The following is a 25,004-nucleotide window of genomic DNA, read 5'->3' on the forward strand; positions in this document are numbered from 1 at the left end:
CCGGACTGGCGAATCCGGGCTCCATCGACACGCGATCGTGGCTTGTGCCCATCGGCCCACCGGCGGGCAGCTGGTTCGTCGCGGGCCGCGACCGGGCGCACAGCTCGCGGTGGACATCGTGCGCTGCTCGTGGTGGTCGTGCGGTGCTCTCGTGGTGGTCGTGCGCCTCTGGGCGCCGTCAGATGTGTTGCAGGACCAGGGACAGGAGGCGCGCGGCCTCGGGTTTGTTCAAGGGGTTGTTGCCGTTGCCGCACTTCGGGGACTGCACGCACGACGGGCAGCCGTGTTCGCAGCGGCATGCTCGGATCGCGTCGTGGGTCGCTCGCAGCCAGGTCGCGGCCGTTTCGAAGGCTCGTTCGGCGAAGCCGGCGCCGCCGGGGTGGCCGTCGTACACGAAGATCGTAGGCAGGCCGGTGTCCGCGTGGGCCGCGGTCGACAGGCCGCCGATGTCCCAGCGATCGCACGTCGCGATCAGTGGCAGCAGGCCGATCGCCGCGTGCTCCGCGGCGTGCAGGGCGCCCGGCCACTCCACGCCGGGGATTCCGGCGTCGTCCAGGGCGTCGGGGTCGATGGTCCACCAGACGGCGACGGTACGCAGGACTCGCTCCGGCAGGTCGAGCTGCACGGTGTCGATCACCTCGCCCGACACGAGCTTGCGGCGCTGGTAGCTCACCACCTGGTTGGTCACCTCGACCTCGCCCAGCGAGAGGGTGATCGGCCCGGCGGTCCGGGTCGAGCGCACGGACAGGATCACCATCGAGGTCACGTCGCGCGGGTGGGTGCTCCAGTCCGGGTCCTCCGCGTGGACGAGGGCGCAGTTGTCGGCGAGGTCGAGCTTGTCGACGACATAGGTGGCGCCGCGGTGGAGGTACACGGCGCCGTCGTGCACCTGCTGGTGGGCCGAGCCGGTGTCCACGGTGCCGAGCAGGCGACCCGTGGAGGACTCGACGACGGCGATGGGGCCGCCGCCCGCGCCGCGCAGGTCGACGTCGGGGCGGTCGCGCTCGGTCCAGTACCAGCCGGAGGGGCGCTTGCGCAGCATGCCGGCGGCGACGAGGGCGTCGAGGAGGTCGCGGGTGGTCGGGCCGAACAGGTCGACGTCGGCCTCGGTCAGGGGGATGTCCGCGGCGGCGCAGCAGAGCTGGGGGGCCAGGACGTGCGGGTTGGCCGGGTCGAAGACCGTCGCCTCGACCGGGCGGCCGAAGAGGGCCTCGGGGTGATGGACGAGGTAGGTGTCCAGGGGATCGTCGCGGGCGATGAGAGTACAGCTGGCGGCTCTTCCCGCTCTTCCGGCGCGCCCGGCCTGCTGCCACAGCGACGCCATCGTGCCGGGGTAGCCGCACATGAGCACCGCGTCGAGGCCGGTCAGGTCGACGCCGAGCTCCAGGGCGTTCGTGGAGGCCAGGCCCAGGAGGCGCCCGTCGAGGAGGTCGCGTTCGAGGGCGCGGCGGTCCTCGCGGAGGTAGCCGGAGCGGTAGGCGGCGACCCGCGCGCCCAGGCCGGGGACGGCGAGGTCGAGGTTGTGCCGGGCCATGGTGGCGACGAGCTCGGCGCCCTTGCGGGAGCGGACGAACGCCAGGGTGGGGGTGCCCCGGGCCACGGAGTCGGCCAGCAGAGAGGCCGTCTCGCTCAGCGACGAGCGGCGGGGGCCGTCGTCGGTCAGCAGTGGCGGCTCCCAGAGGCGGAAGGTGATCTCGCCGCGCGGGGAGGCGTCGTCGACGAAGGGCTCGCAGTGGACCCCGGTCAGGCGCAGCGCCGACGCGGCGGGATCGCCCGAGGTCGCCGAGGCGAGGACGAATACCGGAGTGCTGCGGTAGCGGGCCGCCACCCGGCGCAGGCGGCGCAGGACGTGTGCGACGTGGGAGCCGAAGACGCCGCGGTACGCGTGGCACTCGTCGACCACCACGTAGGCGAGCCCGCGCAGGAACCGCGACCAGGCTCCGTGGCCGGGCAGGATGCCGTGATGGAGCATGTCGGGGTTGGTGAGGACCACCCGCGCGTGCTGGCGGACCCAGTCGCGCTCCTCGCGGGAGGTGTCGCCGTCGTACGTGGCCGGATAGAGGCCGGGAATCCCGAGCTCGGTCAGCGAGCGGAGCTGGTCGGCGGCGAGGGCCTTGGTCGGGGCGACGTACAGCACCGTGGCCCGCGGATCCGTGAGCAGCCGGGCGAGCGCGGGCAGCTGGTAGGCCAGCGACTTGCCGGACCCGGTGCCGGTCGCGACCACCGTGTGGGTGCCCTCCCAGGCCGCGGTGGCCGCCTCCGCCTGGTGCCGCCAGGGCTCGAAGCCGAAGGCCGCGCGGAGATCCGGCGGGACCCAGTCCGGCCACGGGACGACGGTGCCGGCGCGGCGCGGGAGCGTTTCGGTGTGGAGCAGCACGTCAGCACTCTAAAACACCTGTTCGAAAGGTGAATCACGGTACACGCCGGGCGGATATGGGAATGGGGGTGGAGCGTCGCCCAGCGGGCGCGTCGATGGTTAGATGCCCGTGGAGGGCTCGCACATTCTGGCCGCCAGAGGAGGAGGTCCGCATGGAGCTGTCGTTGTCGACGTACGACTCCGGCGACCACAAGGTGCTCGAAGTCGGCGGTGAGGTGGACGTCTACACCGCCCCTCGCCTGCGCGAGAAGCTCGTCGAGCTCGTGGAGCAGGGCGCCCGGCACGTGGTGGTCGACCTGAGCCGGGTGGAGTTCCTCGACTCGACCGGGCTCGGCGTGCTCGTCGGCGCGCTCAAGCGGCTTCGCGCGGTCAACGGGTCGTTCGGGCTGGTCTGCGCGCATGAGCGGCTGCTGAAGATCTTCCGCATCACCGCCCTGGACCGCGTCTTCCAGCTGTACGACACCGTCGATGCCGCGATCGCCGCGAGCGGCGCGGGCACCGGCTCCCCGGCGTAGGTCCATGCCGACGGTACGACTCTCCTTCTCTCCCGCGCCGGCGCACGTCCGGACCGCCCGCCTCGTCGGGGTGGCCGTCGCGCGCCGTGCCGGCGTGGCCGAGGAGCTGCTCGAAGAGGTCCGCCTGGCGATCGGCGAGGCGTGCTCCCGGGCCGTCGCGCTGCACCGCTCCCACCGCCTCGACGACCTGGTCGACGTGGCGATGGCCGACGGCGACCGGTTCACCGTGCGGGTGGTGGACCGGGCGGCCAACGGCGCGATGGTGCACCGCACGCCGCAGGACGAGGCCGTCGTGCTGCTCTCCGATCCCGCCCTGCCGCTGACCACCCCGCCGGATCTGCTGGCGGAGGAGGCGGTCGCGGCCCGGATGGGGCTAGCCCTGCTGGCCGGCCTCGTGGACGACCTGAACGTGTCCGAATTATCCGAAGGTGTCGGCACCGAGGTCCGTATGTCCTGGCCTCTGGAGCGGTCCAGCGACTAGTGGGCGGTACGGAGCGGAGCGGAGTGGCCGCCCACCGGTTGGCACAGGGTGAAGTGCGGCGGGGCCGGAGCCTGCGGAGGTGCCGCCCACCGGCTGGTACAGGGTGAAATGCGCCGGTGCCGGAGCCTGCGGAGGCGTCGGCGTGAGAAAATCGACAAAGAGCGATTATCCAAACACGCAAGTCGGTGTGACCACTGACACGTGATCCGGCTAGAGTACGGCGATCGTGTATGACGTCCCTGGTCATTGGGTACCTCGGGCGCTCAGCACGCTCCCCCCGCGGGGAGAATCGCCGCCGGCCTGACCGCTCGCGGCGCTGTCATGTGTCGGTACAGGAGGACAACGAATGTCCGTACAACTCGTCGCAGCCGGCGAGATTTCCCTATCCGGGAGCAATCTGACCTACATCGTCGTCGCGCTGGTCATCGCCCTCGTGGCGCTCGGCTTCGCCGCCGCGCTGGTCAAGGCGGTCCTGTCGACAGGCCGGGGCACTCCGAAGATGCAGGAGATCGCCGGGGCGGTGCAGGAGGGCGCCAGCGCGTACCTCGTGCGCCAGTTCCGGACCCTGGGCATCTTCGTCGTCATCGCGGTGGTGCTGCTGTTCCTGCTCCCGGTCAACGATGCCGGTGACAACGAGACGATGATCAAGATCGGCCGGTCGGCGTTCTTCGTCGTCGGCGCGGTCTTCTCGGCCTTCATCGGCGGCGCCGGCATGGCGCTGGCGACCCGCGCCAACCTGCGCGTCGCGGCTGCGGCCCGGGAAGACGGCGGCCGCGAGAAGGCGATGCAGATCGCGTTCCGCACCGGTGGTGTGGTCGGCTTCCTCACCGTTGGCCTGGGCCTCTTCGGCGCCGCCCTCGTGGTGCTGATCTTCAAGGACCGCGCGCCGATCGTGCTCGAGGGCTTCGGCTTCGGCGCGGCGCTGCTCGCGATGTTCATGCGGGTCGGCGGCGGCATCTTCACCAAGGCCGCGGACGTCGGCGCCGACCTGGTCGGCAAGGTCGAGCAGGGCATCCCCGAGGACGACCCGCGCAACGCGGCGACCATCGCCGACAACGTGGGTGACAACGTGGGTGACTGCGCCGGTATGGCGGCGGACCTGTTCGAGTCCTACGCCGTCACGCTGGTCGCGGCGCTGATCCTGGGCCGGGCCGCCTACGGCGAGCAGGGCCTGGTGTTCCCGCTGATCGTCTCGACCGTCGGCGTGATCATCGCGATCCTCGGTGTTGCGCTCACCCGCCTGCGCAAGTCCGACCGCAACGGGCTCGTCGCGATCAACCGGGCGTTCTACATCTCCGCCGTCGTCTCGGCGATCCTGGTCAGCGCGGCCGCGCTGTTCTACCTGCCCGCCAAGTGGAGCGGCCTGACCGGCAGCACCAGCGCGCTCGACGCCCTCAAGAACGCCTCGGGTGACGACGCGCCGCCGTTCGGCCCGCACATCACGGCCATCATCGCCGTCGTCATCGGCATCGCGCTCGCCGCGATCATCCAGGCCCTGACCGGGTACTTCACCGAGACCGAGCGCCGCCCGGTCAAGGACATCGGCAAGAGCGCGCTGACCGGCCCCGCCACGGTCGTGCTCGCCGGCGTGAGTGTCGGCTTCGAGTCGGCCGTCTACTCGGCCATCGTCATCGGCGCGGGCGTCTTCGGTGCCTTCCTGCTCGGTGGCGGCTCGATCACGCTCTCGCTGTTCGCCGTCGCCATGGCCGGCACCGGCCTGCTCACCACCGTCGGTGTCATCGTCGCCATGGACACCTTCGGCCCGATCAGCGACAACGCGCAGGGCATCGCCGAGATGTCCGGCGACATCGACGAGACCGGGGCCCGCACCCTGACCGAGCTCGACGCGGTGGGCAACACCACCAAGGCGATCACCAAGGGCATCGCGATCGCCACCGCCGTGCTGGCCGCGACCGCCCTCTTCGGCTCGTACACCGACACGATGAAGAACGCGCTGCTTACCGCCGGGGAGAAGGCCGACGACGCGGCCACCGCGATCCTGCTCAACGTGGCCAACCCGGGCAACCTGGTCGGCCTGCTCGTGGGCGCCGCGGTCGTGTTCCTGTTCTCCGGCCTCGCCATCAACGCCGTGGCCCGCTCCGCGGGTTCGGTCGTGTTCGAGGTCCGGCGGCAGTTCCGCGAGTTCCCGGGCATCATGGACGGCTCGCAGCGGCCGGAGTACGGCAAGGTCGTCGACATCTGCACCCGCGACGCCCAGCGTGAGCTGATCACGCCGGGTCTGCTCGCGGTCATGGCGCCCATCGCCGTCGGCTTCGGCCTCGGCGTCGGCCCGCTGGCGGCCTACCTCGCCGGCGCGATCGGCACGGGCACGCTCATGGCGGTCTTCCTGTCCAACTCCGGCGGCGCGTGGGACAACGCGAAGAAGCTGGTCGAGGACGGGGTCCACGGCGGCAAGGGCTCGCCGGCCCACGCCGCGACGGTCATCGGCGACACCGTCGGCGACCCGTTCAAGGACACCGCCGGCCCGGCCATCAACCCGCTGATCAAGGTCATGAACCTGGTCGCGCTGCTGATCGCCCCCGCCGTGGTCACCATGACCGTCGGCAACGGCAACCAGTTCGCCCGCTACGCCATCGCGATCGTCGCGGTGCTGATCATCGCCGCCGCGGTGCTGGTCAGCAAGCGCAAGTCGGTGGCGGTCGACGCCGGCGACGGCAACGGCGCCGCCTCGGCGGAGAGCGCGTCGGAGAAGGTCACGGCGTAACGAAGCACCCGCACGACAGCGCCCCGGCCGACACTCGGCCGGGGCGTTGTGTTTTCTCGAACAGACGATCGGATCTACGCTGCATCTATGCGAGCCGTCCGGGTCCTAGTCGCCACCCTGACCCTGTGTCTGGCCGGGTGCGGCCAGGACGGCGTGGAGCCGAAGCAGTGGGCGAAGCAGGTGTGCGTCGCGCTGACCCCGTGGCGGGCCGAGATCGCCGACCTGACCAGCAAGGCCCAGCAGCAGCTCCAGGCGGCCAAGACGCCGGCCCAGACCAAGACGAACATCGTCGAGCTGCTCTCGGGGGCCGAGGCGTCCAGCGAGAAGGCCCGGGCCGGGGTCGACGGCGCCGGGGTGCCCCGGGTCGACGACGGTCAGCAGGTGGCCGAGCGGTTCACCGCGTCGCTGGCCAAGGCCCGCGACGCCTACGGCAACGCCAAGCGGACCGTGTCCGGCATCCCCACCGACAACGCCAAGACCTTCTACGGCGAGGTGGGCAAGGCGTTCTCGACGCTCAAGGACGAATACGAGCGCAGCGCCATCGACCCGGCGCACGTCGGCCCGTCCGACCTGCAGAAGGCGTTCGACGAGGTGCCCGAGTGCCGATGACCCCCACCCGCGCCCGGCAGCTGTCGCTGTTCGGGGTCGAGGCGCGCCCGCCGGCGCCGCTCGACCTCGAGGGGCTGCTGGCCGGGGCCGGGCAGGTGGGCCGGATGGGCGGCACCGGGCGGGTCTCGATCGTGGTCGACGACGCCTGGCGCGGCGCGGTGCTGCGGGCCGAGCTGGAGCTGCGCGGGCTGACCGTGACCTGCGAGCCGACCGGCGAGGAGGATCGATGGCAATTGCGGACGTCGTACTCCGCGCTGCTCGCCCCCCTCGCCGCCGCCTGGCTGGACGACAGCGGGGCGAAGGTGTCCCCGCCCTCGCTGACGCTGGACGGGCGCCGGCTGCGGCTGTGGGTGGCGGCCGCGGGCACCTACGACGGGCCGCGCTCCTATCTGCTGCGCCTCGCCCCGCGCCCGGTGACGCCGCCGGAGGTCCTCGAGATCGACGAGATCGTCTTCGAGCCGCTTGAGCTGGAGGAACCACCCCCGCAGGCGGCCCCGAGGCCGAAAAGCGAGGTTCCGAACGTCCGCAAGCGCAAGAGCGAGAGCAAAATCACATCCTTCGATCCCGGGCCGGACGAGTTCGCCGATGCCGAGGAGGTCTTCGACGCCGGCGAGTGGGTCGACGACCTGCCCGCGGTCGAGCTGGACCCCATCACGCCCGCCGTCGAGCCCGAGCCCACCGTCATCGATCGGCAGGTGGCCGACAACTGGATCGCCGTCGGCGACGCGCTCGTGGCGGTCGGGCTGCCCGCGGTGCTCGTCGGGGCCGACTCCGGCGACCCGGCGTACCGCATCGTGGGACCCAGGCGCATCAGCCGCCTCGCGGAGCTGGTGGGCGAGGCTCCGGCCGAGGCTCCCGCCGGCGTTTGGCCGGCCTAGCCGCAGCTCACACCCCGTAGGATGATCGAGCCGCTCCGTATATGTGATTTCCCGCGGATGGCTCCGATAAAACGGCACAAACCAGGCACGTGGCGCGACACGTTGACAAGATCGGGCAGGTCGCGGTTGTGCATGGGTGTACCGTGGCGCCGATCGGCGTGTCGTGAGCCGAGCGCCGGGACGCCCCATTGCGCAACTCGGCGCCAAAGTGAGCGTTACGTTTGACGTCTGTCCGTCCGCACCGGGGAGAACTGTGCCGAACTCCGCCAACACAAAGCGGCTGGTGATCGTGGAGTCGCCGGCGAAGGCCAAGACGATTTCGGGTTACCTTGGCCCGAATTACCTCGTCGAGGCGAGTTTCGGCCATGTCCGGGACCTGCCGGTGGGCAAGAAGGACATGCCCGACGCGCTCAAGAGCAAGCCCTGGGCGTACCTCGGCGTCGACATCGACAACGATTTCACCCCGGTCTATATCATCTCGGCCGACCGGCGGAAGCAGATTTCGCGGCTGAAGGACCTGCTGAAGCAGGCGAGCGAGGTCTACCTCGCCACAGATGAGGACCGCGAGGGCGAGGCCATCGCCTGGCACCTGCTCGAGACGCTCAAGCCCAAGGTGCCGGTCAAGCGGATGGTCTTCCACGAGATCACGCGCCCCGCCATCCAGGCCGCCGTCGCCAACCCGCGCGAGATCAACCGCTCGCTGGTCGACGCCCAGGAGGCGCGGCGCATCCTGGACCGCCTCTACGGCTACGACGTGTCCACGGTGCTGTGGAAGAAGGTCCAGCGGGGCCTGTCCGCCGGCCGTGTGCAGTCGGTGGCGACCCGGATCGTGGTCGAGCGGGAGCGGCAGCGGATGAAGTTCCGCTCGGCCGAATACTGGGACATCATCGCCCGCCTGCTCCCCGAGAACGACACGCGCACGTTCAACGCGACGCTGATCGCGATCGACGGCGACCGCGTGGCGACCGGGCGCGACTTCGACCCGGAGACCGGCCGGGTCCGGCCGAACGCCGGGGTCATCCACCTCGACGAGACCGGCGCCCGCGGCCTGGCCGCCCGGCTGGAGGGCCAGCGGTTCACGGTCACCCGGGTGGAGGAGAAGCCCTACCGCCGCAAGCCGTATCCGCCGTTCATCACCTCGACGCTGCAGCAGGAGTCGGCCCGCAAGCTGCGGATCTCCTCCGCGCAGACCATGCGCCTCGCGCAGCGGCTGTATGAGAACGGCTACATCACCTATATGCGTACCGACTCGGTGAACCTGTCCGAGGCGGCGATCGCGGCCGCGCGCCAGCAGATCCACGACCTCTACGGGGCGGCCGCGGTGCCGTCGCAGCCCCGGCGGTACACGGGCAAGGTCAAGAACGCCCAGGAGGCGCACGAGGCCATCCGCCCCGCGGGCGACAGCTTCCGCACGCCCGGCGACGTGGCCAAGGAGCTCAGCGCCGACGAGCTGAAGCTCTACGAGCTCATCTGGCAGCGCACGATCGCCTCGCAGATGAACGACGCGGTCGGGAACTCGACCTCGGTGCGGATCAACGCGGTCACGCCGGCCCAGGAGTCCGTCGACTTCGGCGCCACCGGCAAGACGATCACCGACCCCGGCTTCCTGCGGGCCTACGTCGAGTCCTCCGACGACGAGACCGCCGAGGCCGACGACGCCGAGCGCCGGCTGCCGGTCCTGGTCAAGGGCCAGCCGCTGACCGAGAAGGGGCTCACCCCGACCGGCCACACCACCCAGCCGCCGCCCCGCTACACCGAGGCCTCGCTGGTCAAGGCGATGGAGGAGCTCGGCATCGGGCGCCCGTCGACCTACGCGTCGATCATGGAGACGATCAACAACCGCGGCTACGTCTTCAAGCGCGGCCAGGCGCTCATCCCGTCGTTCCTCGCCTTCGCCGTGATCGGCCTGCTCGAGCAGCACTTCCCGCGGCTGGTCGACTACGACTTCACCGCGTCGATGGAGAACGTGCTCGACGAGATCGCCAACGGCGACGAGAGCGCGGTGAACTTCCTGCACCCGTTCTACTTCGGCGGCGACACCGGCGACGAGGGCTCCGTGCCCCGCCAGGGCGGCCTGCAGCGGATGGTCACCGAGCGCCTCGGCGAGATCGACGCGCGCGGCATCAACTCCATCCCGCTGTTCCGGGACGAGGCCGGGCGCGACGTCGTGGTCCGGGTCGGCCGCTACGGCCCCTACCTGCAGCGCACGCTCCCCAACCCGCCCGAGGGCGAGGAGGGCGACCGCGCGCCGGTGCCCGACGGCATCGCGCCGGACGAGCTCACCCCCGAGAAGGTCGCCGAGCTCTTCGTCGGCGGCCAGGGCGGCGAGCGCAAGCTGGGGGAGCACCCGCAGACCGGCGAGCTGATCGTGGTCAAGGCCGGCCGCTACGGGCCCTACGTGGCCAGCGGCGAGAAGACCTCCTCGCTGCTGGGCAGCCAGAGCCCGGAGGAGCTGACCCTCGAGCAGGCGCTGCAGCTGCTCACGCTGCCACGGGTGGTCGGCAAGGACGCCGAGGGCAACGAGATCATCGCGTCGCCGGGGCGCTACGGGCCGTACATCAAGCGCGGCACCGACACCCGCTCGCTGGCCGACGAGGCGCAGCTGTTCACCCTGACGGTCGAGGAGGCGCTGGAGCTGCTGGCCGCGCCGAAGACCCGCGGGCGCGCCGCCGCCAAGCCACCCCTGCGCGAGATGGGCGCGGACCCGGCGACCGAGAAGCCGCTGGTCATCAAGGACGGGCGGTTCGGCCCGTATGTCACCGACGGCGAGTTCAACGCCTCCCTGCGCCGCGGCCAGGCGGTCGACACGCTCACCCTGGACGAGGCGAGCGAGATGCTGGCCGAGAAGCGCGCGAAGGGCCCGGCGCCGAAGAAGGCTCGCGCGGCCAAGAAGGCCGCGCCCGAGAAGAAGGCCACCGCCGCCAAGAAGACGACGACGGCCGCGAAGAAGACCACGACCGCCGCGAAGAAGGCGACGCCGGCGAAGAAGGCGGCCCCCAAGAAGGCCACCTCCACGCGCAAGAAGGCGGAAGACTAGGACAGCGCTAGGCGCCGAGGACCCGTTCCGTGTAGACGTTCGCGAACACGCGGTTCGGGTCCAGCTTGTCGCGCATCGCGGTGAAGTCGGCGAAGCGCGGGTAGGCCTGGGCCAGCGACTCGGCCGTGCGGAAGTTCATCTTGCCCCAGTGCGGGCGGCCGCCCAGCGGCGTCGTGACCTCCTCGAACCGGCGGAAGTACTCCTCGTAGGGCGCCCTGGCGTACTGGTGGATGGCGATGTACGCGTTGTCGCGCCCGTAGCCGTGCGACAGCCAGATGTCGTCGGCCGCCGTGAAGCGCACCTCGACTGGGAACTGGATCTTGTATGGCAGCCCGTCCACGATCCTCCGGAGCCCGTCGAAGGCCTCCCGCAGCGCCTCGCGGGGCAGCCCGTACTCCATCTCCACGAACCGGACCCGGCGCGGGGTGCAGAAGACCTCGTGGGACGTCGCGGTGTACGTGCGTGCGGAGAGCGCCCGGGCGGAGATGCGGCTGACCGTCGGTACCGTGGCAGGAACGGCGCGACCGAGACGGCACGCGGCCCCGAAGACCGTGTTGGACAGGAAGTCGTCGTCCAGCCATCGGCGCCAGCCCGGCAGCGGGGTGTCCGCGACCGGCACGATGTTGTTGCGCTTCATCTGCACGCGGTCGGTGTAGGGGAACCAGTAGAACTCGAAGTGGTCGTTGCCCCCGATGTGTTCGTCCAGGCCCGACCACACCTCGTCGAGGCTCGCCGGGCGCTCGTCGGCCCGCAGCGTGAACGTCGGCACGCAGCGCAGGGTCACCGAAGTGAGCACGCCGAGCGCACCGATGTTGACCCGCGCCGCGGCGAAGAGGTCCGGGTTCTGCGTCGCCGAGCAGGACAGCTCCGTGCCGTCCGCGGTGACCAGCGTCAGCGCCTCGATGAACGTGGACAGGCAGCCGTACCCGGCCCCGGTGCCGTGCGTGCCCGTCGACAGCGCGCCGGCGATGGTCTGCGCGTCGATGTCGCCGAGGTTGGGCATCGCCAGCCCGTTGGCGGCGAGCGTGGCGTTCAGCGTGGAAAGCTTCATGCCCGCCTGGACCGTGACCAGGTTGTCGTCCACCCGGACGAGGGACGCCATCCGGTCCAGCTCCACCCGGACCCCGTCCGTCACGGCCGTCGGGGTGAAGCTGTGGCCGCTGCCGACGGCCTTCACCGCGAGCCCCTCGGCGGCCGCCGCACGGAGGAGTTCTCCCAGCTCGGAGGCGCTGCCGGGGTGGGCGACCCGGGTGGGGGTCGCGGTCTGGTTGCCGGCCCAGTTGGTCCACGGAGAAGTCACGAAACCTGAGTACCCTTCATGTATGCCCCCCGTCAATCACAAGGGTGAAATGCCCTATCCGTCGATCGTGCCCGGTCGTTGACGTGAGTAGGTTTCAAAGGCGGGCACCTGGGCTATCGGCCAGGCTCGACGAGGTAGAGGGGGAAGACCGGGTGGCGACGCAGACAGTGAACCCTTTTCAACGTGGCGAGGGCGAGACCACCCGGCACCGACTGGCGGACCGGACGGATCCGGCCCGAGGCCAGGTTGAAAAGGGTTCATCGGCCGGCGCCGGGACGAAGCCGCTGCGCCGAGTGCCGGTGCAGGGGCGCAGCGTGGCGCGGGTCGGGCGGATGCTCGACGCCTGCGCCGAGCTCGTCGACGAGGTGGGCTACGACGGCCTCACCACGACGCTGCTGGCGGAGCGGGCGGGGGTGGCGATCGGCTCGGTCTACCAGTTCTTCCCGGACAAGCGCGCCATCGTGCAGGCGCTGACGCTGCGCAGCCTCGAGGGCTACCTGGAGCGCCTCGGCGCCCGGCTGTCCGACGACGAGAGCATCGCGCACTGGTGGGACGCGGTGGACGCGGCCATCGACGAGTACATCGACATGCACCGCACCGTGCCGGGCTTCCGCACGCTGCACTTCGGCGACGTCGTGGACATCCACCTGCTCGACGACGAGCGGGACAACAACGACGTGATCGTCTCGCAGCTGTCCGGCCTGCTCGTCGAGCGCTTCGGCATCCTCGACCGGCAGCGGCTGCAGTTCGTGCTGGCGATCGCGGTCGAGGCCGCGGACGCGCTGATCAAGCTCGCCTTCCGCAAGTCCACCGACGGTGACCCCGTCGTGCTGGGCGAGGCGAAGGCGTTGATCAAGGAGTACCTGCACCACCGGCTCTAGTGGATCACGGCGGGCGGGGCGGGCTGTTGAGAATCCCACAACAACTGTCCGCTTTGCCCGCTGCGACGCATACTTCTGATCGACCGGTACCCCACTTCGAGGACTGGATCGATCGCATGCACAACGCTGCCACCAGCAGGAACATCGGCATCATCGGCGCCGGACGGGTCGGCGCGGTGCTCGGCGCGCTCCTCGAAAGAGCCGGCCACACCGTCGTCGCCGCCGTGGCCGTCTCGGCCGCCTCCAAGGCCCGCGCCGCGGCACTGCTGCCGTCCGCGCGCCTGCTGCCCGCCGACGAGGTGACCGCCGCCGCGGACCTCGTCATCCTGGCGGTCCCCGATGACGCGCTCGCCGCCCTGGTCGCCGGCCTCGCCGAGACCGGCGCGCTGCGCCCGGGCCAGATCGTCGCCCACACCTCCGGCGCTCACGGGCTGGCCGTGCTCGCCCCGGTCGCGGCGGCCGGGGCGTTCCCGCTCGCGCTGCACCCGGCCATGACCTTCACCGGCACCGCGGCCGACCTCGAGCGCCTCGCGGCCGGCATCTCCTTCGGCGTGACCGCCCCGGACGAGCTGCGCGCGTTCGCCGAGGGTCTCGTCCGCGACCTGCACGGCATCGTCGAGTGGATCGACGAGAAGCGGCGGCCGCTGTACCACGCCGCGCTCGCCCACGGCGCCAACCACCTCGCCACGCTCGTCGCCGAGGCGATGGACCGGCTGCGCGACGCGGGCGTGCACCAGCCCGAGCGGGTGCTGGCCCCGCTGCTGGGCGCCGCCCTGGACAACACGCTCCGGCTCGGCGACGCCGCGATCACCGGGCCGGTCTCGCGCGGGGACGCCGGGACCGTGCGCAAGCACCTGCGGGCTCTCGATGCCGTGGATCCGGGTTCGGTACCGCCATATCTCGCGCTGGCCCGAAGGACCGCCGATCGTGTCATCGCCGCGGGTCGCCTGCGCCCGCAGGACGCCTCGCCCCTGCTCGACGTTCTGGCCACCGCACAGAAAGAGCGCATCGTATGAAGGTCGTTTCCGATCGCGCCTCGCTGCGTGCCGGCGCTCTCCCGGGCGATGTCGCCGTCGTGATGACCATGGGCGCGCTGCACGAGGGGCACGCGACCCTCATCCGGCAGGCCCGCGCCGAGGCCAAGTCGGTGCTGCTCACGATCTTCGTGAACCCGCTGCAGTTCGGCCCCAACGAGGACTTCGACCGCTACCCGCGCACCATGGAGGCCGACCTCGAGGTGGCCCGCGCCGAGGGTGTCGACCTGGTCTTCGCCCCGACGCGGGAGGAGTTGTACCCGCTGGGCGAGCCCGCGGTCCGCGTCGATCCCGGCCCGCTCGGCGAGGTGCTGGAGGGCGCGAGCCGTCCGGGCTTCTTCCACGGGGTGCTCACCGTGGTCAACAAGCTCTTCCAGCTCACGCGGCCCGACCGGGCGTACTTCGGCGAGAAGGACTACCAGCAGCTCACGCTCATCCGCGCGATGGTCCGCGACTTCGACCTGCCGATCGAGGTCCGCGGGGTGCCGACCGTGCGCGAGGCCGACGGGCTGGCGCTGTCCAGCCGCAACCGGTACCTCGCCCCGGCCGAGCGTGAGGCCGCGCTGGTCCTGCACCGCGCGCTGCAGGCGACGGTGGCCGCGGGCTCGGTGGAGGCCGGGCTGGCCGAGTTCGCCGCGGTGCCCGAGGTCAAGCCCGACTACCTGGTGCTCACCGACCCGATGCTCGGGCCCGCGCCCGCGCATGGTCCCGCCCGTGCCCTGACCGCCGCCTGGGTCGGCGGCACCCGACTGATCGACAACCTGGGAGCCGAGCTGTGATCCGCACGATGCTCAAGTCCAAGATCCACCGCGCCACGGTCACGCAGGCCGACCTGCACTATGTCGGATCGGTGACAGTTGACGAGGATCTGATGGACGCGGCGGACCTGCTCGCCGGCGAGCAGGTCGCGATCGTGGACGTCACGAACGGGGCTCGGCTGGAGACGTACGTCATCGCCGGCCCGCGCGGCTCGGGCGTGATCGGCATCAACGGCGCCGCGGCGCACCTGGTGCACCCGGGCGATCTGGTCATCCTGATCTCCTACGCCCAGCTCGCCGACGCCGAGGCCCGCTCCTACCGGCCGCGGATCGTCCACGTCGACGCCGACAACCGCGTGATCGAGCTCGGCTCCGACCCCGCCGACGCCGTGCCCGGAATGGCGGGTTCTCCCGTCCGGGGGGACCTCGTCCGCTCTTGAGCGCCTTTATCGGCCCGTTGCCAAGTCCGTCTATGGTGAGGCGGACGGCCGTGGCATGTGCCGAGGCCCGGGGGAGGGACAGACGAGGATGGCGCGCAAGCTGATCGCGGCGCTGGTGCCGGTGATGGCCCTGGCCGTGCTGGCTGGCTGCGGCGCACCGGCCGGCACCGACAAGGATCTGACCGACGATTGGGCGATGCTCGCCACGCCCAAGATCCCGCCGCCGCCGGTCGGGGCGTGCTACTCGACGTCCGTCGACTACTTCGCCACCGCGACGACCACGCAGTTCTCCTTCAAAGCGGTGGACTCGTGCTCGTCGTCCCACGCGAGCGAGACCTTCTACGTCGGCGACCTCACCGGCGCGGCCGCGAACGGCACGACCCCGCCGAAGGGCGAGGCGCTCAAGGACGGCTGGGCCAAGTGCAACACCGAGGCCGAGAAGTTCCTCGGCGGCAGCTACTACGACGGCCGCCTCGAGCTGCTCGTGCTCGTCCCGTCCTCGACCCAGTGGGCCGCCGGCGCGCGCTACCTGCGCTGCGACCTCGCCGAGGTGGTCAGCGACGGCGACAAGCCGGTCAGCCGCTCGGGCAGCCTCAAGGGCGCGCTGACCGGGGACAAGCCGCTCGCGCTCGGGTGCGCCATGGAGGTGTACGACACCGACGGCAAGACGTGGCTGGACTACACGCCGACGACCTGCACGGCGGCGCACAACATGGAATACGTCGGCACCTACACGTCGACGGACCGCCCGTTCCCGTCGAACTCGGACGAGCGCAAGACGGCGATGCGGCCCGGGTGCGAGGCGCTGGGCGCCAAGTACCTCGGGATGACGGCGTCGCAGCTGACCAACCACCAGCAGGTGGGCATCGGCTTCTGGATGGTCGACGAGGAGAACTGGAACCGGGGCAACCGGTCGGCGCGCTGCTACGCGATGCTCTTCGACAAGAAGACCGTCACGAAGTCCATCAAGGGCATCGGCAGCGGGGCGATCTGACGCCGGCTCCGGCTTTTGCTTGACGCCCCGGGCCGCTCTTCTTGTCGCGGCCCGGGGCGTTCTTCGCTTGCCGCGGGGGCGCCTGGGTGTCCGCCGCCCTGTCCTTGCGCTGCCCGAGTCGGGTTCTGTGGTTGGTCCACCGTGCACGGGGCTCGCGCTCGTCGGGTGCGTGCGCCTCCTACTTTTTGCGTTCGCCGGCCGTGCGTGGCGCGCGCGGCTTGGTTGTGCGTGGGCGCTCGTGCTCGCCGGGCGCGCGCCTTCTTGCCTGCATGCGCTTATCGGGTCGTGCGTGGTGCTCACACAGGTCTGTGGCGCGGGTGCGTGGCCTGCGCGGTGTTTGTGTGCGTGGTGCTCAGGCGTGGGTGGTGCTCAGGCGTGTGGTGTTTGTGTGCGTGGTGCTCAGGCGTGCGGTGTTTGTGTGCGTGGTGCTCAGGCGCGTGCGGGGGCGTGTGGTGTTTGCGTGCGTGGTGCTCGGGCGCTTTGGGTTTGCGGCGGATAAGTCCGAACGCTCCGCATCCGGACTTATCCGAAATATCAGCATGTATCGTCGGGGTAGACAGTTACCGGTCAGTAACGCAGACTGCTTCCTCATGAAGCGGGTCGCCCTCATCGTCGTGGTCGTGGCGCTCATCGGTGGCGGGCTCTCCTGGATGTACGAGCGAGGGCAGGGTCGCGACATCCCCGGCACCCCGCCGACCGGCGCGCCCAAGGCCGGGACCTGCTACAAGGTCGACGCCGGCGGGGCCAAGGCGGCGCTGCCCTGGGCCGGTGACCCCGTCGACTGCGCGGGCCCGCACACCGTCGAGCTCTTCCACGTGGGCCAGGTCGGCAAGGACCTGCTGCACCGGCTCGACGACGCCAAGGGCGACGACGTCAAGGTGACCCAGGCACTGCTGTACGCCCAGGCCCGACGGGCCTGTCTCGTGGAGGGCCCGATCTTCCTCGGCGGCGGCTGGCACGAGGCCCGCCTGCAGATCGTGGCCGCGTGGATCAAGCCCGCGACCGACGGATTCTTCGGGTGCGGCCTGGCCGAGGCGGCCGGCCCGGCCGGGGACCAGTTCGTGTCGCGCTCCGGCACGCTCAAGGGCGCGCTGGCGCAGGATTCGCCCCTGGCCATTGCCTGCATCAATCAGCTCCGGTACGTCCAGTGCTCCGACCTCCACGACGGCGAGTACTCGGGCATCTACACCATCACCCCGCCCGAGGCCCCGTTCGACGAGGCCGCCGTCCAGTCCGCCGCGGCGAAGGGCTGCACCTCGGTGGGCCTGAGCTACCTCGGCCTCCCCGCCGACGGCGGCCGGGCGGACCTGACCGCGGGCTCCGTCGGCCCGAAGACGGCGAACGAGTGGCTGGGCAGCGACCAGGCTTTCACCTGCTATCTGATGAGCGCGAAGCCCTTGAAGTCCTCGGTGCACAACCTGGGCGCCGCCCCACTCCCACTGGCCTGAGCCCCACCGACTCTCCCAGCGACCGAGCCAGCAACTCGGACTTATACGAAAAATCCGATATGTCGCGGCGCGAAGCGCCCGACATATCGGCCACATGCGGCCTCGAGTGCGCCTTCGAATGTGCGGGCCTCGGCCGTGCGGGCCTCGGCCGTGCGGGCCTCGGCCGTGCGGGCCTCGGCCGTGCGGGCCTCGGCCGTGCGGGCCTCGGCCGTGGGGGCTTCGAGGGCGGCATCGGGCGCGCCTTCGACGGTGCGGCTTCGAGCGTGGGCCTTCGACCCCGCCGCTTCGACCCGTCGCACGAGCGCCGACCGAGCCGCGGTGCTTCGAGCGCGCGAGGCGGGCAACCGCGGAAGAGCGTGAAACCATGGTGGATGAGGGCGAAAACCGACGAACGGAGCGTTACGGGAGGGCGACGAGCATCACCACCCGCCGAACGGGTGAGTGATGTTGACTGTAGTGATGACAGCAGGCATGAACGGGCCGATCGTCCCGCGCCGGCTTGCCGGGCCGCCGCCCGGCTGGGCGGAGCCGACCGACGTCGTCGTCATCGGTTCCGGCGTCGCGGGGCTGACCGCCGCGCTGCACCTGCGCGAGGCCGGGCTCCACGCCACCGTCGTGACCAAGGTCAACATCGATGACGGGTCGACGCGGTGGGCGCAGGGTGGGATCGCCGCGGTGCTCGACCCGCTCGACACGCCCGAGGCGCACGCGCAGGACACGCTCGTGGCCGGGGTCGGGCTGTGCGACGCGGCCGCCGTCGACGTGCTGGTGCGTGAGGGGCCGACCCGGGTCCGGGAGCTGATCCGGTGGGGCGCCGAGTTCGACCGGAACAACGACGGCTCGCTCATGCTGACGCGCGAGGGCGGGCACCACGCCAACCGGATCATCCACGCCGGCGGGGACGCGACCGGGGCCGAGGTGCAGCGGGCGCTGCACGCGGCGGTACACCGTGATCCCTGGATTCGCCTCATCGAGCACGCGTTGGTGCTCGACCTGCTCACCGACGCGAACGGGCGGGCCTGCGGCGTGACCCTGCACGTCCTCGGCGAGGGCGCCGAGGACGGCGTCGGCGCCGTCCACGCCCGGGCGGTCGTGCTCGCCACCGGGGGCATGGGGCAGATCTTCGCCGCGACCACCAACCCGATCGTCTCCACCGGCGACGGCGTCGCGCTCGCGCTGCGGGCCGGGGCGCGGGTCACCGATCTGGAGTTCGTGCAGTTCCACCCGACCGCGCTGGCGCTGGGCAACCACGACTCGCAGCAGCCGCTCGTGAGCGAGGCGCTGCGGGGCGAGGGCGCCTACCTGCGCGACGGCGACGGCAACCGGTTCATGGTCGGCAAGCACGACCTCGCCGAGCTGGCCCCGCGTGACGTCGTCGCCAAGGGCATCTACCGGGTCATGCGGGCCGAGGGCACGAGCAACGTCTGGCTCGACGCCCGCCACCTGGGCCGCGAGTTCCTCGAGGCGCGCTTCCCGACCATCGTCGCCTCCTGCCGCGCCGCCGGCGTCGACCCCGCGGCCGACCTGATTCCGGTCTCGCCCGCCGCCCACTACGCCTCCGGCGGCGTGCGCACCGACCTGCACGGCCGCACCTCGATCCCCGGGCTGTACGCGTGCGGCGAGGTCGCCTGCACAGGCGTCCACGGCGCCAACCGCCTGGCGTCCAACTCGCTGCTGGAGGGGCTGGTCTTCTCCCGCCGCATCGCCGAGGACATCGCCCGCGACCTGCCGCCGCAGGCCGAGCCGATCGCCGCGGACCTGCCCGCCTGGTCGGCCGACCCCGCCATCCGCCCGCAGCTGCAGGCCGCCATGTCCGCCCACGCGTCGGTGCTGCGCAGCGCCGACTCGCTGGAGCACGCCGAAGAGGCGCTCACCAAGCTTGCGCTCGACCGGGACCCGAAAGCCACCGGGAACATGGCCGCCTGGGAGGCCACCAACCTGCTCACCGTCGCCAGTGCCCTGGTCGCGGCCGCAGCGCAGCGGCAGGAAACCCGGGGCTGCCACTGGCGCGAGGACTTTCCCGACGCCAGCGACGTGTTCCGGGGGCACTTCCTCGCCGCGCTCGACGACGCCGGCGCACTCACGGAGACCTGGGAGGACGCGTGAAGTTGCAGACCGAGGCCGAACTGCGCAAGGTCGGGCTCGATCCCGTGGCGGTCGAGGAGATCGTCCAGCGCACCCTGACCGAGGACCTCGGGCCGGACCGGCTGGACGTCACCAGCGTGGCCACGATCCCCGAGCACCAGACCGACGACGCCGACATCGTCGCCCGCGCGGACGGGGTCGTCGCCGGACTCTGGGTCGCCGTCGCGGTCTTCGAGGCCGCCTCGACCGGCATCACCGCCGAGGTCCGCAAGCGTGACGGCGAGCCCGTCGTGCGCGGCGACGTCCTCGCCACGATCCACGGGCCGACCCGGGGCCTGCTCACCGCCGAGCGCTCGGCGCTCAACCTGCTCTGCCGGATGTCGGGCGTCGCCACCCACACCCGGCGCTGGGCGGATCTGCTGGAGGGCACCGAGGCGCTGGTGCTCGACACCCGCAAGACCACGCCGGGCCTGCGCATCCTCGAGAAGTACGCGGTCCGCGCGGGCGGCGGCACCAACAAGCGCATGGGCCTCTACGACGTCGCCATGATCAAGGACAACCACAAGCTGGCCGCGGGCGGGATCACGGCCGCGTACGAGCGGGTGCGCGCCGCCTTCCCCGAGGTCCCCGTGCAGGTCGAGGTGACCACCGTCGGCGAGGCCGTCGAGGCGGTCACCGCCGGTGCGAGCTTCCTGCTGCTGGACAACATGCGGCCGGAGACCCTGCGCGAGGTCGTCAGCGCCGTCGGCGGCCGCGCGGAGCTCGAGGCGACCGGGAACCTGACCCTGGCCACGGCGGCCGAGTACGCGGCCACGGGCGTCGACTATCTCTCCGTCGGCGGCCTGACCCACTCCTCGCCGATCCTGGACATCGCCATGGACCTGCGCCTGCACTAACGGTTCGGGAAGACCGTCACCACATATTGGTCGATGCGGTTGTACTGCCAGTTCGCCGGCACGATCCGGTGACAGCGCTCGGCGCTGCTCACGCAGATGACCGCATCGACCGATGTGACGTCCCCGGCCGGATGTCCGGGCACCTCCGACTCGAGCTCGACCAACTCCTTGTCCCGCAGCTCGATCTGCAGGGGGTACTCCCAGAGGTCCCCCTCCAGCACCAGCCCCACCCGCTTCGCCCCGCTGGCCCGAACCTGGTCGATCGCCGTGCGGTAGCTCGCCGCCTGGTCCGGCATGCGCGCGAAGCGCTCCTGCCAGTCGTCGAGCGTGAAGACCGAGCCGTGCCCGACGAGCCGGCGCGGCTGGCCGTAGTACACCGCGACGAGCCCGTGCGCGGCCCCGGTCAGCATCGTCAGCACCGCCAGGGCACCGAGCATCCGGCGGAGCGCGGCCCGCTCGATCCTGAAGGCCCGCTCGAGCGCGTAGCCGGCCAGCGGGGCGGCCACCGCGAAGGCGGGCAGGATCAGGCGGTTGCCCCAGTCCTGCCACTTCACGATCGCGGCGGTGGCGACCAGCGCGCCGAGGACGAGCAGCGCGTAGCCGCGGGTCCGGCGCCAGCAGAGGCCGGCCACGGTGCCGAGCAGCACGAGCGCGGACTGGACCGGATAGGGGGAGCGGTCCTCGTCGGGCTTCCAGCGCTCGCCGGGGAAGGTGCTGCGCCACTGGGTGATGCCGGGGTCGTTCGGGTCCACGCCCACCGCGCCGGCGACGCGCACCACCGAGCCGCCGATCGCCTCGTTGATCCCCGCGACCGGAGTCAGCAGCGTCGAGGCGCCGAGCCGCAGCCCGTTGACGAGGATCGCGGGCGGGTCGTGGCGGGTGTTGGACAGCGCATCGCGGTAGCCCGGCGGCCCGAACGGCGATCCGAACGCGTCGTGCACCCGCAGCAGCGACGGTCCCGCGAGGGCGGCGGTGGCGAGGATGACGGAGCACAGGCCGTACGACACCTGCTTGAAGCTCTTCCGGCGCAACCGGCAGACGCCCCAGTAGGCGAGCACCGCCAGCAGCGCCATGGCGCCGGTGGACTTCGTCACCATGACCAGCCCCGCGGCTCCGGCCAGCCCGAGCACGTTCGGCCAGTCCACCGGGGCGCGATCAGCGACGGCGCCGGTCGCCGCCGGGATCTCACGCGCGTCGGCCGCGGGAGTTGGGCCGGTTTCGAGCGGTTCGGACGCGGGGGTGTGGGGCGCGTCGGCCGCCTCGCGCGGGCCGGACGCGGCGGCTGCCTCGCGCGGGTCGAGCGCGACGGCTGCCTCGCGCGGGTCGAGCGCGACGGCCGCCTGGCGCGGGCCGGACGCGAGGGCTCGGCGCGGTGCGAGGGTTCGGCGCGCGTCCAGGGCGAGGGTCGCGGCGCAGGCGACCCAGGCGGTCACCACCAGGTCGTTCTGGGTGCTCGTGGACTCCAGGGCGACGGCGGGCGCGGTGAGGTACACGGCCGCGCTCAGCCAGCGGCCGGCCCGCCCGGCGCCGAGCTGGCGGGCGCAGCGGGCCACGGCCAGGGCGCCGAGCAGCCCCGCGGCCCACTGCAGCAGGTTGTACTGCCCGTCGAGGCCGGTCAGCAGCCGCAGATGGAGCAGGAGCAGTTCGGCCCCGGGCACCAGGATGATCTGCTGGGTCTGCACGGTGGCGAAGTTGCCGAGGCTGCCGTCGGCGACCCAGTGCTCGATCTTGGCCAGGTGGTAGGAGTTCGAGTCGAAGTTGTTCGGCGAGCTCGCGAGGGCCAGCACGAGCTCGCTGGCCACCAGTAGCCCGACGGCGACCCGCAGTCCGGCCACGAGCCACCGGCCGCGCTCCGCACCGCCTTCTGGACCGTTCTCACCGTCCTTCTGCACCGTTCTCACCGTCGCCCCCGCGCAGGAGCGCCTCGGCCACCACTGTGCCGGATTTTTTGTGATTTTCCGCGCTTTGTCGGGCAATGAGCGCCACGCGAGCCCTCCGGTGACGAGGGCGGCGGCGAGCCAGGCGAGCCCGAACGGTACCGGCGAAATCCAATGGACCAGCGAAAACAGCTCGGCGGTGAGCACCGCCCCGGCGGCGACGGCGATCGCGGCGCGGATGATCGTCAGGGCGCGATCGGACCCGGCCCGTGGACGCAGCGCGACCGCCGCGAACGCCAGCGTGAGCACCGGCAGCAGCGCGAGCAGCACGCGGGCGTTGGGGATCATTGGCACGCGATCGTAATTGAACGGACGTTGGTTAGGCTTCCGGGGTGCTGCTGTGCATCGACATCGGGAACACCAACACGGTGCTCGCCACGTTCGAGGGTGAGAAGATCGTTCACTCCTGGCGGATCAAGACCGACTCGCGCGCCACCGCGGACGAGCTCGGGCTGCTCTACCGGGGACTGCTGGCCACCGACGCGGTGTCCCTGACCGGCATCGCGGCGTGTTCGACCGTGCCCGCCGCATTGCGCTCGTTGCGCACGATGCTGCAGCGGTACTACGGCAACGTGCCCACCGTCATCGTCGAACCCGGGGTCCGGACCGGCGTCCAGCTGGCCATCGACAACCCGAAAGAGGTCGGCACCGACCGCGTGGCGAACACCCTGGCCGCCTACACGCTCTACGGCGGTCCCTCGATCGTGGTCGACTTCGGCACCTCCACCAACTTCGACGTGGTGTCGGCCCGGGGCGAGTTCCTGGGCGGCGTGCTCGCCCCGGGGATCGAGATCTCGGTCGACGCGCTCGCCGACCGCGCGGCCCAGCTGCGCAAGGTCGAGCTGGTCAAGCCGCCGCGGGTGATCGGCAAGAACACCGTCGAGTGCCTGCAGTCCGGCGTCGTCTACGGGTTCGCGGGCCAGGTCGACGGGGTCGTGCGCGGAGTCACCGCGGAGCTCGGTGGCGATGTGAAGGCCGTGGTCGCGACCGGTGGCCTCGCCTCGATCGTGATCGGGGAGTGTCAGAGTGTGACGCATCACGAGCCGATGCTCACGCTCATCGGCCTACGCCTGATCTTCGAGCGAAACACCTAGAGCTTTTCGGCGCGGTACGTGTACGTGACGTACGGCAGCTCGAAGTGCTCGCCGGCCTCGAAGTGCGCCGCGGTGAGCTCGCGCACCCGTTGTTCCAGCTCCGAGCGGGTGGCGGCGTCGGACACGAGGTAAAACGAGCGGGACTTGATGAGGTCGACCAGCGACTCTGTCGTGTGCGTGGCGCTCCAGCGGAAGAGTTCGAGTTCGGCGCGGCCGAACAATGGCCCGAACTGCTCGGGCGTGATCGTGCGCTCGTCGATCGCCGAGCGGGCGCGGTGGCCGTCGAAAACGTCGGACAGCTCGGCGACCCACGGCACCGATTCGTCGCGGACGTTCCAGATCGGGATGAACCGGCCGCCCGGCTTCAGCACCCGGGCGATCTCGGTGTGGGCGGGCTCCCCGGCGAACCAGTGATAGGCCTGTCCGGCGGTGACCGCATCCTGGCTCTCCGCCTCGACGGGAATGGCGGTGGCGCTGCCCGCGCGCGCGTCGCCGTCGATCTGCCCGCGCATTTCGTCGTCGGGCTCGACCGCGATGACGTGATGCCCGAGCTCGCGCAGCTGGCGGGTCAGAATGCCCGTCCCGGCGCCCAGGTCCACGATCTCGGCCGGCCGCGGGCCCAGCGCCCAGCGCAGGGCCTCGAGGGGGTAGCGCGGGCGGATGCGGTCGTAGAGGTCGGCGGCCGCCCCGAACGAAGACGCGTGTTTGCTCAAGTCCACGTCGCCAACCGTACGCCGCCGGTCATTCTCCGGCTCGTCACACATAGCAATGCGCTCGACACGGATCTGTACGTTGCATATTGCTTGTGAGCTATTCCTGAACCTGTCACCGGGACGCTCACCCCGCACCCGACCTCGGACATCGCCCTCGCGAATCCGTCGTGCATTGCGACAGGAAACGAACCCTTTGGCGTTGGTGCGGGCGCTCAGTTTCGGCGTACCGTTGACGCGGCGCGGCCTTACTACGTTATCTTTGCATTCGCACAACGCGGGGCGGGCTTCCTCGAAGGGAATACGACAGTGGCCAAGCGGACCATCCACGTGCTGGTCGACGACCTCGACGGCGGAGAAGCCGACGAGACGGTGAAGTTCGCGCTCGACGGCGTGCAGTACGAGATCGACCTGTCCAAGAAGAACGCAACGAAGCTGCGCGATGCGTTCGGCCCCTTCCTCTCCGCTGCGACCAAGGTCGGGCGGGGTGGCGTGGTGGTCGGCGGCCGTGCGGCCAGCGCCCGTGGCCGGGGCGGCGCCGCCGCGGATCGCGAGCAGAACAAGGCGATTCGGGAATGGGCGCAGAACAAGGGCATCAAGGTGTCCGACCGTGGTCGCATCAAGCAGGAAATCGTCGACCGTTTCAACGCCGAAGCGGGGCGATAGCGCCGTTTGTTGCGGCCCGTACGATTCTAGACGCTTCAGACACCCATCGTAGCGGTTCAGTTACGGTGGGTGTTGTGTATCCGGGAGTCCGATTTCGCTCTTGGCGTACGGGCGGGGGTGCAGGAACATGCCGGCGGGT

Annotated in this window: 21 protein-coding genes; 16 read left to right on the forward strand and 5 right to left on the reverse strand. The window is 71.1% G+C overall.

The features are described 5' to 3' along the window. Positions 1-178: 178 nt before the first annotated feature. Positions 179-2,377 (reverse strand): DEAD/DEAH box helicase, encoded by a 2,199-nt coding sequence (locus tag ACQP2P_RS01160; protein WP_433612377.1) that lies wholly within the window; start codon positions 2,375-2,377, stop codon positions 179-181. A 152-nt stretch (positions 2,378-2,529) separates the two neighbouring features. Between ACQP2P_RS01160 and ACQP2P_RS01165 the strand changes: the two genes are divergently transcribed. The 6 genes from ACQP2P_RS01165 to topA all read left to right on the forward strand — a co-directional run bounded on the left by ACQP2P_RS01165 (position 2,530) and on the right by topA (position 10,622). Then, positions 2,530-2,892, forward strand: coding sequence for an STAS domain-containing protein (locus tag ACQP2P_RS01165; protein ID WP_433612379.1), 363 nt, complete (start codon positions 2,530-2,532; stop codon positions 2,890-2,892). Positions 2,893-2,896: 4 nt separating this feature from the next. Then, positions 2,897-3,373, forward strand: a complete 477-nt coding sequence (locus ACQP2P_RS01170; RefSeq protein ID WP_433612381.1) for an ATP-binding protein — start codon at positions 2,897-2,899, stop codon at positions 3,371-3,373. Between the two features lie 346 nt (positions 3,374-3,719). Further along, positions 3,720-6,098: a sodium-translocating pyrophosphatase gene (locus ACQP2P_RS01175; protein WP_433612383.1), complete on the forward strand. Its 2,379-nt coding sequence runs from the start codon at positions 3,720-3,722 to the stop codon at positions 6,096-6,098. 87 nt (positions 6,099-6,185) lie between these two features. Continuing rightward, entirely contained in the window at positions 6,186-6,707 is a 522-nt protein-coding gene (locus ACQP2P_RS01180) for a hypothetical protein (protein ID WP_433612385.1), read from the forward strand. Then, complete coding sequence (locus ACQP2P_RS01185; protein ID WP_433612387.1) at positions 6,704-7,585, forward strand: hypothetical protein; 882 nt, start codon at positions 6,704-6,706, stop codon at positions 7,583-7,585. Before ACQP2P_RS01180 ends, ACQP2P_RS01185 begins: the two co-directional genes overlap by 4 nt. Before the next feature lie 253 nt (positions 7,586-7,838). Next, the gene (topA, locus tag ACQP2P_RS01190; RefSeq protein ID WP_433612389.1) at positions 7,839-10,622 is read left to right on the forward strand and encodes a type I DNA topoisomerase; all 2,784 of its coding nucleotides are present in this window, start codon (positions 7,839-7,841) and stop codon (positions 10,620-10,622) included. Between the two features lie 7 nt (positions 10,623-10,629). On the opposite strand, the gene ACQP2P_RS01195 is transcribed toward topA, so the two are convergent. Beyond that, on the reverse strand, positions 10,630-11,922 hold the full coding sequence (locus tag ACQP2P_RS01195; RefSeq protein ID WP_433612391.1) for a D-arabinono-1,4-lactone oxidase: 1,293 nt from the start codon (positions 11,920-11,922) through the stop codon (positions 10,630-10,632). Between the two features lie 332 nt (positions 11,923-12,254). Here ACQP2P_RS01195 and ACQP2P_RS01200 point away from each other — a divergent pair, with 332 nt between their 5' ends. From ACQP2P_RS01200 to ACQP2P_RS01225, 6 genes are all read left to right on the forward strand, one after another. Next, complete coding sequence (locus ACQP2P_RS01200; RefSeq protein WP_433089769.1) at positions 12,255-12,803, forward strand: TetR/AcrR family transcriptional regulator; 549 nt, start codon at positions 12,255-12,257, stop codon at positions 12,801-12,803. A 116-nt stretch (positions 12,804-12,919) separates the two neighbouring features. Continuing rightward, positions 12,920-13,819 (forward strand): Rossmann-like and DUF2520 domain-containing protein, encoded by a 900-nt coding sequence (locus ACQP2P_RS01205; protein WP_433612393.1) that lies wholly within the window; start codon positions 12,920-12,922, stop codon positions 13,817-13,819. Then, positions 13,816-14,616, forward strand: coding sequence for a pantoate--beta-alanine ligase (gene panC, locus ACQP2P_RS01210; protein WP_433612395.1), 801 nt, complete (start codon positions 13,816-13,818; stop codon positions 14,614-14,616). The genes ACQP2P_RS01205 and panC overlap by 4 nt, the downstream gene beginning before the upstream one ends. Beyond that, a complete protein-coding gene (panD, locus tag ACQP2P_RS01215) occupies positions 14,613-15,035 on the forward strand; it encodes an aspartate 1-decarboxylase (RefSeq protein WP_433612397.1) in 423 nt (140 codons plus the stop codon). Before panC ends, panD begins: the two co-directional genes overlap by 4 nt. An 88-nt stretch (positions 15,036-15,123) precedes the next feature. Then, positions 15,124-16,029 (forward strand): septum formation family protein, encoded by a 906-nt coding sequence (locus tag ACQP2P_RS01220; protein WP_433612399.1) that lies wholly within the window; start codon positions 15,124-15,126, stop codon positions 16,027-16,029. Between the two features lie 590 nt (positions 16,030-16,619). Next, positions 16,620-17,477, forward strand: a complete 858-nt coding sequence (locus ACQP2P_RS01225) for a septum formation family protein (RefSeq protein ID WP_433612401.1) — start codon at positions 16,620-16,622, stop codon at positions 17,475-17,477. A gap of 41 nt (positions 17,478-17,518) precedes the next feature. On the opposite strand, the gene ACQP2P_RS01230 is transcribed toward ACQP2P_RS01225, so the two are convergent. Further along, on the reverse strand, positions 17,519-17,776 hold the full coding sequence (locus ACQP2P_RS01230; RefSeq protein ID WP_433612403.1) for a hypothetical protein: 258 nt from the start codon (positions 17,774-17,776) through the stop codon (positions 17,519-17,521). 160 nt (positions 17,777-17,936) lie between these two features. Here ACQP2P_RS01230 and ACQP2P_RS01235 point away from each other — a divergent pair, with 160 nt between their 5' ends. Continuing rightward, on the forward strand, positions 17,937-19,583 hold the full coding sequence (locus ACQP2P_RS01235; protein ID WP_433612405.1) for an L-aspartate oxidase: 1,647 nt from the start codon (positions 17,937-17,939) through the stop codon (positions 19,581-19,583). Next, a complete protein-coding gene (gene nadC, locus ACQP2P_RS01240) occupies positions 19,580-20,458 on the forward strand; it encodes a carboxylating nicotinate-nucleotide diphosphorylase (RefSeq protein ID WP_433612407.1) in 879 nt (292 codons plus the stop codon). Before ACQP2P_RS01235 ends, nadC begins: the two co-directional genes overlap by 4 nt. Here the strand turns inward: nadC and ACQP2P_RS01245 are convergent. Next, positions 20,455-22,683 (reverse strand): hypothetical protein, encoded by a 2,229-nt coding sequence (locus tag ACQP2P_RS01245; RefSeq protein WP_433612409.1) that lies wholly within the window; start codon positions 22,681-22,683, stop codon positions 20,455-20,457. The genes nadC and ACQP2P_RS01245 overlap by 4 nt on opposite strands. Before the next feature lie 44 nt (positions 22,684-22,727). Between ACQP2P_RS01245 and ACQP2P_RS01250 the strand changes: the two genes are divergently transcribed. Further along, positions 22,728-23,489 (forward strand): type III pantothenate kinase, encoded by a 762-nt coding sequence (locus ACQP2P_RS01250; RefSeq protein WP_433612411.1) that lies wholly within the window; start codon positions 22,728-22,730, stop codon positions 23,487-23,489. Here the strand turns inward: ACQP2P_RS01250 and ACQP2P_RS01255 are convergent. Continuing rightward, complete coding sequence (locus tag ACQP2P_RS01255; RefSeq protein WP_433612413.1) at positions 23,486-24,208, reverse strand: class I SAM-dependent methyltransferase; 723 nt, start codon at positions 24,206-24,208, stop codon at positions 23,486-23,488. The genes ACQP2P_RS01250 and ACQP2P_RS01255 overlap by 4 nt on opposite strands. Before the next feature lie 300 nt (positions 24,209-24,508). On the opposite strand from ACQP2P_RS01255, the gene ACQP2P_RS01260 reads away from it, so the two are divergent. Continuing rightward, entirely contained in the window at positions 24,509-24,865 is a 357-nt protein-coding gene (locus tag ACQP2P_RS01260; RefSeq protein ID WP_360367390.1) for a histone-like nucleoid-structuring protein Lsr2, read from the forward strand. The last annotated feature ends 139 nt before the right edge of the window (positions 24,866-25,004 follow it).

It is taken from the genome of Dactylosporangium sp. CA-139114 (assembly GCF_050955725.1).
GTDB lineage: Bacteria > Actinomycetota > Actinomycetes > Mycobacteriales > Micromonosporaceae > Dactylosporangium.